Origin of the sequence: Paenibacillus sp. Root52 (assembly GCF_001426865.1) — a bacterium.
Classification (GTDB): domain Bacteria; phylum Bacillota; class Bacilli; order Paenibacillales; family Paenibacillaceae; genus Paenibacillus.
This window is the reverse complement of record NZ_LMFO01000029.1, coordinates 206411-218727: the sequence shown is the minus strand read 5'-3', so window position 1 is coordinate 218727 and position 12317 is coordinate 206411. Positions and strand designations below refer to the sequence as shown.

Genomic DNA, 12317 nt, shown 5'->3' with positions numbered 1-12317 from the left:
TACATCTGTAATGCAATGTATCTAAAGTCAGTATAGAGAGCCTTTTTCTACTCTGATTTCTCTTTTTTCAAACGAAGCTCTTCTAACCAAATTCGTTCTTTATCCGTCAACTCCGCACTTTCCAGCATATCAGGTCTGCGTTCCAATGTACGTAGCAGAGACTGCTCCCGGCGCCATGCATCGATATTCAGATGATGACCTGATAACAGCACGTCTGGCACCTTCATACCTCTAAACTCCGGTGGACGTGTATAATGCGGATACTCCAGCAGTCCTGTACTGAACGAGTCAGTCACTGCGCTCGTTTCATTGCCGAGTACACCTGGAATCAAACGTACAACACTATCAATAGCAACCATGGCTGGTAACTCTCCACCCGTCAACACATAGTCGCCAATGGACAACTCGTCCGTAACCAGAAATTCGCGAATACGCTCATCATAACCTTCATAATGTCCACATATAAAAATAAGATGATCCTCTTGCACAAGCTCTTCTGCCTTTTGCTGTGTGAACGTCTCCCCTTGTGGACACATCAGAATAATACGTGGCGCCTTCATCGTAGGCACAGTAGCCTCTTCACGCTGACCAAGGATATCCTCCACAGCAGCAAAGATCGGATCAGGCTTCAACACCATACCGCCTCCGCCCCCATATGGCGTATCGTCTACTGTGTTATGTTTATTGGTAGCATAATTGCGGAAATTAACCGCATTCAGAGAAACAAGTCCTTTAGTCTGAGCTTTACCAAGAATACTCGTCCCGAATACACCATCGAACATTTCCGGGAACAAAGTTAATACATCTACTTTCATGCTACAGCAGCCCTTCCATAAGGTGGATCTTAACCAGTTTCTCCTTCACATCAACATGGAGCACGACATTATCAATTACTGGAATTAAAACTTCCTTACCTGCTGGCGTTTTGACTACCCATACGTCATTGGCACCCGGCGTTAGAATTTCGGAGATCGTTCCGAGTGTATCTCCCTCTTCCGTAATGACAGTACATCCTACAATCTGATGGAAGTAGTACTCATTCTCTTCGAGTTCGGCCAAATCTTCTTTGGATACTTTAGCCATCCCGCCTTTGAACTTTTCTACTTCATTAATGTTTCCGTACTCTTTCAAACGAACGATATACATATTTTTATGCAGACGTGCAGATTCTACATGCACCAAGATCGGATGATTATCCGCTGTAAAGAAATATAGTTCTGCATTATCAGCGAACCGTACTTCTGGGAAATCCGTCAACGGCATGATTTTCAACTCTCCACGAATGCCATGAGTGTTTACAATTTTACCTACATTCATAAATTCTGCCATACAATCCTCCTACGAAATTCAATCAAATTAAATAGGTACTTCGACTCTCGAATGGCCGTTCCAGCGACGGTTCGTTCTTCCGATCACTGTTATCCCCTCATTTTTTGAACTATTATAAAAGGTGAAAATGTGGTGATAAAGGTGAACGCTAACGCTTCTCCAGAATCGATTCCGTCTCCTACACTGCTCCCGATGTCACTCATACCAAAAAATATTTTTATTTAATATCCAATATACATTAAGTTCAGCATGCACGAAAAGGGGCTAGGACATGCATCCTAACCCCCTTTCGTATATCTTTAAGATATGATATCTACGGTAACCCGTTTATCCATCTTAACTGCTGCTGATGTGACGACTGTACGGAGAGACTTTGCGATACGTCCCTGTTTACCAATGACCTTCCCAACATCGTCAGGATGCACGGTTAACTCATACACGACAAGCCGGTCTTTCTCAACCGTCCGAACCGTCACATCTTCCGGATGATCGACCAAAGCCTTAGCAATTACACTTACTAATTCTTCCATAGATGACCCTCCGAATCAGCACCTTATTTAGATAGTTTAGACTCGTGGAACTTCTTCATCACGCCCGCTTTGCTCAGCAAGTTGCGGACAGTGTCGGATGCTTGCGCACCATTTTGAAGCCATTGCAATGCTTTATCTTCATCGATCTTAACAACAGCCGGTTGTTCAACCGGGTTGTAGTAACCGATCTCCTCGATAAAACGACCGTCACGTGGGGAACGGGAATCCGATACCACTACGCGGTAGAAAGGAGCTTTGTGAGCACCCATACGTTTCAGACGAATACGAACTGCCATTTGAAAATTCACCTCCTTCAATGAAATCTGATTATTACTTCAACTCAGCTAGTATCAACGGAAAGGAAACTTCATTCCTTTGCCTAATCCTTTGAGTTGCTTCATCGCTTTATTTTTGCCGCCTTTAGGCCCCATCATATCCGAGAACTGTTTCATCATGCGGCGCATTTCATCAAACTGTTTGATCAGTCGGTTAACTTCAGCCAGAGATGTTCCGCTCCCCGTAGCAATCCGTTTCCGGCGGCTATGATTAATCATTTCCGGGTTACGTTTCTCTTCTGTTGTCATCGAGTACACAATCGCCTCAATTCGACCCATCTGCTTGTCATCAACCTTCAGATCTTTAGCTTGTTTCATCTTGCCCATGCCAGGAATCATATCCATGATCTGATCAATTGGTCCAAGCTTTTTCACTTGATCCATCTGCTCAAGGAAATCCTCAAACGTAAATTCAGCATTACGCATCTTACGTTCCATTTCCTTGGCCTTCTCTGTGTCAATGTTCGACTGTGCTTTCTCAATTAGAGAGAGCATGTCGCCCATGCCGAGTATCCGTGAAGCCATCCGTTCCGGATGGAAAGGCTCAAGTGCGTCCAGCTTCTCACCAAGAGAAGCAAACTTGATTGGGCAACCCGTAACGGCTTTGACAGAAAGCGCCGCACCACCACGAGTATCTCCATCCAGTTTTGTCAGTACAACACCGGTTAAATCAAGCTGCTTGTTAAAGTGTTCTGCCACATTAACAGCATCTTGTCCTGTCATACTATCTACAACAAGCAGAACCTCATCTGGGTTAACTACAGTATGGATCTGACGAAGTTCTTCCATCAGTTCTTCATCTACGTGCAAACGACCTGCGGTATCAATGATAACATAATCATTACCGTTATCCTTTGCATGCTGCAATCCCTGACGTGCAATCTCTACAGGGCTTGTCTGATCTCCCAGTGTGAATACAGGCGCTTTGATTTGTTCACCAAGCACTTGCAACTGCTTAATCGCTGCAGGACGATAAATATCTCCCGCTACAAGCAATGGTCTGCTATTTTGCTTTTGCAGCATCTTAGCGAGTTTACCGGATGTGGTCGTTTTACCTGCACCCTGTAAACCAACCATCATCAGAACTGTTGGAGGCTTATTCGCTTTAGCCAGCTTCGACTGACTTCCACCCATCAAGTCCGTGAGTTCCTTGTTTACGATGTCGATAATCACCATTCCTGGTGTGAAGCTATCCATCACTTCTTTACCGACAGCCTTTTCTTTCACCTTGGCGATGAATTCCTTGACCACTTTGAAGTTTACATCCGCTTCAAGCAATGCCAGACGCACCTCGCGCATCGCTTCGGCAACATCTTCATCAGACACCTTGCCTTTGCCGCGCAGTTTACTGAACACATTCTGCAATCGGGTCGTTAATCCTTCAAATGCCATGATCCCACCTCCTTAAGCTGTAATACTGTTTGTAAGATCGTTACGTTTCGCTCAGTGCTCAAAACCGTTCTATTCTCTAAGCTGCTGAACAATATCGTTTATTGGTTTGTTGTTATCAATGGAGACACCAATGTCTTCCAATGCATTTTGCAAATCTTCAAGATTACGATTGCGACGCTCATACTTTTCTAACAAGCTAAGCTTGCTTTCGTAATTTTCAAGCACTTGTTCGGCACGCTTGATATGCTCGTATACCGCCTGGCGGCTGATCTCGAACTCGGATGCAATTTCACCGAGCGAGAAATCATCATGAAAGTAATACTTTAAAAAGGTCTGTTGCTTCTCTGTCAGTAAACGTTCATAAAAAGCAAACAGTAAGTTAATTCGGTTTGTCTTCTCAAGCCTATTTTCTTGACTCATATCGGGGCACTCCCTTCGTCAAGGAGAAACACTTTACACTCTTGCAACGTTCCTAATAATACCGAAAAGAAATCAGGATGTCAAGCAAAAATACTTGTCACAATAAAATCGCCTTTTTCAAGGCATAAAGCTACTCAAAAATAAGGTTAAATAATCAGTATTAATGCTCCTTATATCCTTCTTTCACTACGTTGCTATCCCAATAAAAAACGAACCCCCTCTAAAAAGAGCTGATTCGTTCATTTCGTTCATTGTTACTATCTTAGAGGTGTAAGATATAAAAGTACGGCGAAGAAATGAAGAATGCTGCCCGCCAGTACAAACAAATGCCAGATGGCATGATGATACGGGAATCCACGCCACACATAAAACAGCGTTCCGAGCGTGTACATCAGTCCACCCGTTACCAATAACACGATTCCTCCTGAAGGAATTGCAGCTACAAGTGGCTGCCAAGCAATGACGATGAGCCAGCCCATGGCAATATAGAAGATCGTGGACATAAACAGAAACTTTTTCGTAAAGAACGCCTTGAAGATCACGCCGAATAATGCGATGCCCCAAATGACTCCAAATAATGTCCACCCCAGTGTCCCGCGGACAGCAATTAATAAGAAGGGCGTATACGTTCCTGCAATAAACAAATAAATAGAAGAATGGTCAAAAAACTCAAATAAGTCTTTGGCTTTACCCTCTTTAAGTGCATGTACCAACGTTGAGTTGGTGTAGAGCATAAGCATCGTGATCCCATAGATCGTGAAACTGACCACATGCCATGCCGTACCTTTCATGCTGGAGAATACAATTAATAGTACCAATGCAGCCAAACTAAGCGCAGCACCGATCCCATGAGTTACTGCATTGGCGACTTCTTCACGGCGGGAATAGGTATAGGTATTGGCCATATCAACCGTCCTTTCTAACCCTTATTTTAAGTTCACTTTTATTCCATTATACACCTATTGCCGCAGATAAACATGTAGAGCATACGCTTATCAACGGCAATAGGGTCATGTATACGTTACGTTGTGTTCCAAAAATATTGTATCTGTGTAAACAAGTAGTTGAGGGTAAAATTACTCTTCCGTAGTATCCTGTTCTACCTGCTCCTGAATCAGTCCGGCAAACAGTGCGTGTACGAACTGTTCAGAGTCGAATGGCTGCAGATCCTCCATTTTCTCACCCAATCCTACCATTTTCACAGGCAAGTCCAACTCTTGGCGAATCGCAACCACGATCCCTCCCTTAGCTGTACCATCAAGCTTCGTTAGTACGAGTCCTGTCACGCCACTTTTCTCTCCAAAGAGTTTCGCTTGATTCAGGGCGTTTTGTCCTGTCGTTGCATCAAGCACCATCAGCACCTCATGTGGAGCATCCGGAATTTCACGCTGAATAACGCGATAAATTTTGTTCAGCTCTTCCATAAGATTGGATTTATTTTGCAGTCGACCAGCTGTATCGCAGAGCAAAATATCCGCGTTACGCTGTTTAGCCGCTTGCACAGCATCAAACATAACCGCTGCCGGATCAGAACCCGCTTGCTGTTTAATGACTTCCACTCCAGCACGTTGTCCCCAAACCTCTAACTGTTCGATTGCACCTGCACGGAATGTATCACCTGCTGCCATAATGACTTTTTTGCCCTGCTGTTTGTAACGATGTGCCAGTTTACCAATGGTCGTTGTTTTTCCAACACCGTTAACGCCGACAAATAAAATAACCGTAATCCCATTCGGATTTAGCTTTAATTCATTATTTTGTTCCCCACGCAGCAAATCGGTTAGTTTCTCAGAAAGCACCGGCTGCAGCTCAGCTGCATCCTCAATCTTACGCTTTTTCACCTCATCGCGTAATTCGTCAATGAGATTCATCACGGTGTTAACGCCAACGTCTGCTCCAATTAAAATTTCTTCCAATTCTTCGTAGAATTCTTCATCGATTTTTTTGCGTCTAACCATAAGGTCAGATACCTTCTCAACAAACTCTTTGCGTGTCTTTTCGAGTCCTTCCTTAAACTGCTTCGTAACCGACTCTGTTTTGCTAGCAATGCTATCTCTCAGCTTCTTAAAAAAACTCATAAAGCCCCTCCATCGTGTGCATAGTCATACTTCATTTATAATAAACCATCTGTAATATTCCCTATACTGTAGAGATCTTTTCTTGCTTCACCGTCTAAGCGATCTCAGCTTCCTCATCCTCCAGCTTAACGGAAACGAGCTTGGACACGCCGCCCTCTTCCATCGTAACGCCATAGAGAACGTCAGCCTCCTCCATGGTACCCTTGCGATGTGTCACCACGATAAATTGGGTCTGCTCGGAGAATTCACGTAGATATTGAGCAAAACGAACCACGTTCGCTTCATCCAGTGCAGCTTCAACCTCATCAAGAACACAGAACGGCACGGGTTTAACATGCAGGATAGCAAACAGCAATGCCATGGCTGTGAGCGCTCGCTCTCCCCCGGACAATAGTTGCAGATTTTGCAGCTTTTTGCCTGGCGGCTGAGCTACGATATCTATTCCCGTATCCAGCATTCGCTCAGGGTCCATCAGGACGAGATCCGCGCGTCCACCACCAAATAATTTGGAGAATACGGTGCCGAATTCACGGCGAATCGCATCAAACGTTGATTTGAAACGCTTAGCCATCTCGTCTTCCATCTCACGGATAACTTGATACAAGGTTGTTTTGGCCTCGACCAGGTCATTCTTCTGTTCACTGAGAAACTCGTATCGTTCATTGACACGCTGGAATTCTTCAATGGCTCCCAGATTGACCTCACCAAGCGCGGATATACTTCGTTTGAGCTTCTGTACCTCAGCCTGTGTGCTTTCTACATCCTCTGGTACAGGGTAACGCTCTTTAGCCAGTTCATATCCGAGCTCATACTCATCGGTCAATTTACGCAAAATATTTTCTAGCTCAACATCAAGCCTGTTCACGGAAATCTCGGTCTGACGCATCTGCTCTTCCACTGCTTTGAGCTGTGTACGCTGTTCCTTTGTTTCACTTTCCGCAAGCTCTAGCTTCTTCGACAACTGACTTCGAGCAGCTCGCTTGAAGTCTAGCTCCTGAGAAGCTTCCGTTTTCTTCAGCTTGTACTCATTCAGATTCTCAATCTGCGTAACACTCTCAAGCTGTGTTTTCTTCAAATCCGCTTCCATCGAAGCGAGCAAAGTACGATTCTGACGAAGTTCCTTCACGAGGGACTCGACCTCACGTTCCAGACGACGTAGCTGCTCTTCATTGGAATAACGCTCTTGATCCAGCTTACCTTCCCGCACTTTCAATTCAGTCAATTGGCTCTGCAATTCCTCTTTGGCAGATTCATTGGCCTTACGCGCGAATTCAGCAGCGTGGATAGCACGATGCGTCGCCTTCTCTTCCTCTTCAAGCTGCGCAAGCTTCTGGACAGCGACCGCACGAGCATTATCCATCTCATGAATCTCTTCTTTGAATCCACTCTTCTCTTGACCGGCTACAGCAACCTGCTCCAGTACATGACGAAGCTCATGCTCAACCTGCTTCATTTCCATTGATGCCTGCTGTTCCGCATTACGTGTATCATCACCAGACTGTCGCAGCTCATCCAGCTTGTCCTGGCACTGCTCCAACTGAGCTTTTACATCGTCCACACTGCGGTGCAATTTGACGATCTGGTTTTCGGTATCCACAATGTCTTGATCCAACTGATCCAGTTGCCGTTTACGGCTGAGCAAACTGCCGTTTTTCTTGTGCTGGCTTCCCCCTGTCATGGAACCGCCTGCGTTAACCACGTCACCTTCAAGGGTAACTACTCGGAAGCGATATTGACATCGTGCAGCAATCTTATTGGCAACCTCCAGCGTTTCCGCAATGATGACATTACCAAGCAGACTACCGATAATCGAGGCATACGTGGAATCATACTGAACCAGATCGGCACCAATACCCACAAATCCATCCATACCTTCAATCATCGAGCGCTCATTAGCACCAATGGTACGAGGACGAATGACATCAAGGGGTAGGAATGTAGCTCTACCTAGTTGACGTTGCTTCAGGAAAGAAATCGCCTGTCTGGAAACCGATTCATTCTCCATGACGATATGTTGCACAGACGCACCCATCGCCGTCTCTACCGCAAGTTCAATCTTTTCAGGCACTTTGATCAGCTCAGCCACCGCGCCATGAACCCCGCTCAGTGTACCTTTACGGGACGCCTTCAGCACTTCTTTAACGCCGAGCATAAATCCATCAAAATCATCCTGCATTTCTTTCATCGTATCACGTCTGGAAACTTGTGCTTCACGCTTTTGCTCCCATTTCCTAACGGTTCCCCTACTCTCTTCCAGCAGCTTCTGCAAGGATTGAAGTCGTTCACTCTCGGTAATGTATCCCCCGCGGAGTTCACTGATCTCCTTGCCCAGACGTACAACCTTTTTCTCGATTTCCGCCTTACGCTGCTCTAACGTTTCCTTTTGCCCTTCCCATTTGCCAGATTCCTCGGATGCACGACTCATGCGTCGCTCCAGCGTTTCTTTTTGCTGATCCACATAACGAATTTCGTTCCGTGTCTGCGCCATCTGATTCATTAATTCGAGCAAATTACCTTTGAGACTCTCCTCTTGCTGTTGACTGATACCTCCAGTCACCCCAATGAGTTTCGCCTCTTCCTCGGACAGGCTGTTTCTCACATCCGTAAGTTCTTTCTCCAGCTTAGCGAACTTCTCACGAAGAGAGAGCAACTCAGCCTCACGCTCGCGGTGCTTTTCTTCACTCGTTGCAACGGTCACGGTCAATTGCTCATGGTTCGTTTGCAGATTGCGAGCTCGTTCTTTTAATAATTCCCCGTGTCCCTCACTCTTCTCTGTTGCTTCACTGAATTGTAAGAGCTCCGATTGCAGTCGCTCCGTCTCAGTTTCGAGCGTGCGTAACGCATTCCGATCACTCTCTAGCTTCGCATCATGTGTTGAGACAATTGCAGAGAGACCAACCTCTTCCTGTTTTAACGATTGTAAACGTTCATTTGCTTTGCTCCAGGAAGCATGAATTTGTTCAATCTGATACACATACATCGAAATTTCTTGAGATTTCAACTGACTCCGTAATTCCTTGTAGTGAATTGCCTTCTCCGACTGTTCTCTGAGCGGGCCAATCTGATCTTCTAGTTCAGTAACGAGGTCATGAATCCGCAGCAAATTTTGCTCTGTTTCATCCAGCTTGCGTGTAGCATCCCGTTTACGAGATTTATATTTGACGATACCAGAAGCCTCTTCAAAGATTCCCCTGCGATCCTCTGACCGGGTACTCAGAATTTCTTCAATTCGTCCCTGTCCAATAATCGAGTAGGCTTCTTTACCGATCCCTGTATCCATAAACAATTCTGTAATATCTTTCAAACGACATGATTGCTTATTAATAAAATATTCACTATCTCCGCTACGATGCACACGACGTGTCACGGTCACCTCACCAAAATCTAAGGCAAGCGCATGATCCTCGTTATCGAGCGTTAATGAAACTTCACTAAAATTGACAGCTTTACGCGCATCACTACCGGCAAAAATAATATCTTCCATCTTGCCACCACGTAGTGATTTGGCACTTTGCTCCCCCAATACCCAGCGAATTCCGTCAGATATATTACTTTTCCCACTACCGTTCGGGCCCACAACCGCAGTTATGCCACGAACAAATTCCATCTCTGTTTTGTCGGCGAATGACTTGAATCCACCCAGTTCAATACGTTTAAGAAACATAGGGCTTCCCGTCACCTCCTCTTGCAAATTTCAGTTGTTGCAGCGCATATCCTTGAATTAGGGGAAACTGAACCCTAACCTCTCTTTACAAAAAAAAGAGCAAAAAGCAGTCCGGCTAATCATTCCGCCGGGGCGGACCCGCGGGGCTGCTCTTTGCTCTTCGTTTGTCTATGCGCTATCGGTAAAGCCTCAGGCTTCCGGAAGCTTCAATCGTTCCAGCGCTGCTGATGCAGCCTGCTGTTCAGCTTCTTTTTTGGAACGTCCTGTACCTCTGCCAAGCCGTTCTTGACCCATATGGACCTCGGAGACAAACTCCCTTTCATGGGCAGGACCCCGTTCTTCAACAATTCGATATTCCAAAGATCCCATGTTGTGATGCTGTGTGAGTTCCTGCAACTCCGTTTTGTAATCGCTCATTTGCAACTTGCCGCCCAAAACAATTAACGGAAATACATGCTGATCCAGAAACGTCCTAACCGGTTCCAGTCCCTGATCCAGATATAATGCACCGATGAAGGATTCAAACACATCAGCTAGCAGCGCTGGCCGCGTCCGTCCTCCAGTCAGTTCCTCACCTTTTCCAAGAAGTACATACTGTCCAAAACCCAATGCTTCAGCAAATTTGACAAGGGAAGGTTCACAGACAATAGATGCCCGCAGCTTCGTTAGTTCACCTTCCGGACGGTTAGGATACAAATGATACAAGTATTCCGAAACAGTCAACTCCAATACCGCATCGCCTAGAAACTCCAAACGTTCGTTATCCTGATGTTGACTGAAACGGTGTTCGTTTACATAAGAAGCATGGGTAAACGCTTGTTTTAAAAGCTGCCTGTTGTCAAATTTGATTTGAAGTTTGTGCTGTAATTGCTTCAGATCTTCACTCAAATTGAACTAGCCCCTTATGCTTCAAATTTTTTGAGAATAATGGTGGCATTGTGACCGCCGAATCCAAATGAATTGGACATTGCAATATTAACTTTCGTTTGACGTGGGACATTAGGTACATAGTCAAGATCACATTCTGGATCTTGGTTCTCTAGATTGATCGTTGGAGCAAGTGTCTGATGTGTCAATGACAATCCACAGATTACCGCTTCAACCCCACCAGCAGCACCGAGCATGTGACCAGTCATCGATTTAGTGGAACTCACAGCCAGCTTGTACGCATGATCTCCAAACGCTTTCTTGATTGCCAGCGTCTCTGAACGGTCACCTACAGGTGTGGATGTTCCGTGTGCATTGATGTAGTCCACTTCTTCAGGTTCAATGCCTGCATTGCGAAGTGCCATCTTCATACAACGAGCTGCTCCATCTGGATCTGGTTCTGTCATGTGATGTGCATCCCCAGTCAATCCGTAACCGATAACTTCACCATAGATACGTGCACCACGTTTTTGAGCGTGTTCCAGTGATTCCAAAATCAGAATACCTGCACCTTCACCCATAACGAATCCATCACGTCCCGTATCAAACGGGCGGCTAGAATGAGCTGGATCATCATTACGTGTAGACATCGCACGCATTGCACAGAAACCAGCAAGTCCAGTTGGACGGATCGTCGCTTCAGCTCCCCCACAGATCATTGCATCTGCATCACCGTTAGCAATCAACTTGAAGGAATCTCCAATGGAGTGTGTTCCTGTAGCACAAGCAGTTACTACGTTAATGTTCGGTCCTTTTGCACCAAGAGAGATCGACATTTGACCAGAAGCCATATTCGAAATCATCATTGGGATGAAGAACGGGCTAACACGTTTAGGGCCTTTTTGCAGCAATGCGTTATGCTGATCTTCCCAAGTACCCAATCCACCGATACCCGATCCGATCGATACCCCAAAACGTTCTGCCTCAATGTTCTCGTCAATTTTCAATCCGCTGTCTTCCACAGCTTTGAAGCCGGCAGCTACAGCAAACTGAACAAAACGATCCATTTTGCGTGCGTCCTTACGATCCATATATTCTTCCGGGTTGAAATCCTTGATTTCGGCAGCAATTTGAGTAGTATATTCACTTACATCAAATGCCTCAATCTGAGAGATTCCGGACTTACCTGCCATTAAACTTCCCCAGAACGTCTCTAAATCTTTTCCGAGCGATGTCATTACGCCCATTCCGGTAATTACTACTCTTTGTTTCAAACCGACTCACCTCTATATCGACTGCTTTACGCAAGTATTTTTGTGGAAAATCCGCAGGAGAGACGTAAGAAATCAAGAAGAAGTCCTGATTTAACCTACGCTACCTACGGAATGAGAAAAACCAATGAATGATGAGAAGTCCCGCCTGTTCGAAAACAGGTGCGGGACTGAATTGACTTTAGGTATGAGATTGTATGTAGTTTACAACTTCACCTACGGTCGTGATTTTTTCTGCATCTTCATCAGAGATTTCCAAATCGAATTCATCTTCCAATTCCATGACCAATTCCACTACATCCAAAGAATCAGCACCCAAATCTTCTTTGAAAGATGCTTCAAGTGTAACTTCAGCTTCGTCTGCGCCCAAGCGGTCGACGACGATGCGTTTTACACGCTCCAATACATCGGACATCCGGTTCACCTCCTCC

Annotated in this window: 12 protein-coding genes; all 12 read right to left on the bottom strand. The window is 45.4% G+C overall.

The window, feature by feature from the left end; translation table 11 throughout:
* Positions 1-47: 47 nt before the first annotated feature.
* The 12 genes from trmD to acpP all read right to left on the bottom strand — a co-directional run bounded on the left by trmD (position 48) and on the right by acpP (position 12301).
* A complete protein-coding gene (trmD, locus tag ASD24_RS21960; RefSeq protein WP_056700533.1) occupies positions 48-815 on the bottom strand; it encodes a tRNA (guanosine(37)-N1)-methyltransferase TrmD in 768 nt (255 codons plus the stop codon).
* Between the two features lies 1 nt (position 816).
* Positions 817-1329, bottom strand: a complete 513-nt coding sequence (gene rimM, locus ASD24_RS21955) for a ribosome maturation factor RimM (protein WP_056700531.1) — start codon at positions 1327-1329, stop codon at positions 817-819.
* A gap of 299 nt (positions 1330-1628) precedes the next feature.
* Positions 1629-1859 (bottom strand): KH domain-containing protein, encoded by a 231-nt coding sequence (locus ASD24_RS21950; protein WP_056700529.1) that lies wholly within the window; start codon positions 1857-1859, stop codon positions 1629-1631.
* Positions 1860-1882: 23 nt separating this feature from the next.
* Entirely contained in the window at positions 1883-2155 is a 273-nt protein-coding gene (gene rpsP, locus ASD24_RS21945) for a 30S ribosomal protein S16 (RefSeq protein WP_056700527.1), read from the bottom strand.
* 54 nt (positions 2156-2209) lie between these two features.
* Positions 2210-3586 carry a signal recognition particle protein gene (gene ffh, locus ASD24_RS21940; protein ID WP_056700526.1) on the bottom strand — a complete coding sequence of 459 codons (1377 nt, stop codon included), beginning with the start codon at positions 3584-3586 and terminating at the stop codon, positions 2210-2212.
* Positions 3587-3655: 69 nt separating this feature from the next.
* Positions 3656-4006, bottom strand: coding sequence for a putative DNA-binding protein (locus ASD24_RS21935; protein WP_056700524.1), 351 nt, complete (start codon positions 4004-4006; stop codon positions 3656-3658).
* Between the two features lie 257 nt (positions 4007-4263).
* Complete coding sequence (trhA, locus tag ASD24_RS21930; RefSeq protein WP_056700522.1) at positions 4264-4911, bottom strand: PAQR family membrane homeostasis protein TrhA; 648 nt, start codon at positions 4909-4911, stop codon at positions 4264-4266.
* A gap of 171 nt (positions 4912-5082) precedes the next feature.
* Positions 5083-6084 carry a signal recognition particle-docking protein FtsY gene (ftsY, locus tag ASD24_RS21925; protein ID WP_056700520.1) on the bottom strand — a complete coding sequence of 334 codons (1002 nt, stop codon included), beginning with the start codon at positions 6082-6084 and terminating at the stop codon, positions 5083-5085.
* Between the two features lie 94 nt (positions 6085-6178).
* The gene (gene smc / locus ASD24_RS21920; RefSeq protein ID WP_056700518.1) at positions 6179-9748 is read right to left on the bottom strand and encodes a chromosome segregation protein SMC; all 3570 of its coding nucleotides are present in this window, start codon (positions 9746-9748) and stop codon (positions 6179-6181) included.
* Positions 9749-9937: 189 nt separating this feature from the next.
* Positions 9938-10636 (bottom strand): ribonuclease III, encoded by a 699-nt coding sequence (gene rnc / locus ASD24_RS21915; protein WP_056700517.1) that lies wholly within the window; start codon positions 10634-10636, stop codon positions 9938-9940.
* Between the two features lie 14 nt (positions 10637-10650).
* The gene (fabF, locus tag ASD24_RS21910; protein WP_056700515.1) at positions 10651-11889 is read right to left on the bottom strand and encodes a beta-ketoacyl-ACP synthase II; all 1239 of its coding nucleotides are present in this window, start codon (positions 11887-11889) and stop codon (positions 10651-10653) included.
* Positions 11890-12067: 178 nt separating this feature from the next.
* Positions 12068-12301: an acyl carrier protein gene (gene acpP, locus ASD24_RS21905; protein WP_024630176.1), complete on the bottom strand. Its 234-nt coding sequence runs from the start codon at positions 12299-12301 to the stop codon at positions 12068-12070.
* Between the last annotated feature and the right edge of the window lie 16 nt (positions 12302-12317).

Excerpts from the sequence above, each read along its gene's own strand:
- smc (WP_056700518.1), bottom strand. The coding sequence starts at position 9,748 with ATGTTTCTTAAACGTATTGAACTGGGTGGATTCAAGTCATTCGCCGAC.
- ASD24_RS21935 (WP_056700524.1), bottom strand. The coding sequence starts at position 4,006 with ATGAGTCAAGAAAATAGGCTTGAGAAGACAAACCGAATTAACTTACTG.
- trmD (WP_056700533.1), bottom strand. The coding sequence starts at position 815 with ATGAAAGTAGATGTATTAACTTTGTTCCCGGAAATGTTCGATGGTGTA.
- ASD24_RS21950 (WP_056700529.1), bottom strand. The coding sequence starts at position 1,859 with ATGGAAGAATTAGTAAGTGTAATTGCTAAGGCTTTGGTCGATCATCCG.
- ffh (WP_056700526.1), bottom strand. The coding sequence starts at position 3,586 with ATGGCATTTGAAGGATTAACGACCCGATTGCAGAATGTGTTCAGTAAA.
- ftsY (WP_056700520.1), bottom strand. The coding sequence starts at position 6,084 with ATGAGTTTTTTTAAGAAGCTGAGAGATAGCATTGCTAGCAAAACAGAG.
- rpsP (WP_056700527.1), bottom strand. The coding sequence starts at position 2,155 with ATGGCAGTTCGTATTCGTCTGAAACGTATGGGTGCTCACAAAGCTCCT.
- rimM (WP_056700531.1), bottom strand. The coding sequence starts at position 1,329 with ATGGCAGAATTTATGAATGTAGGTAAAATTGTAAACACTCATGGCATT.
- acpP (WP_024630176.1), bottom strand. The coding sequence starts at position 12,301 with ATGTCCGATGTATTGGAGCGTGTAAAACGCATCGTCGTCGACCGCTTG.
- trhA (WP_056700522.1), bottom strand. The coding sequence starts at position 4,911 with ATGGCCAATACCTATACCTATTCCCGCCGTGAAGAAGTCGCCAATGCA.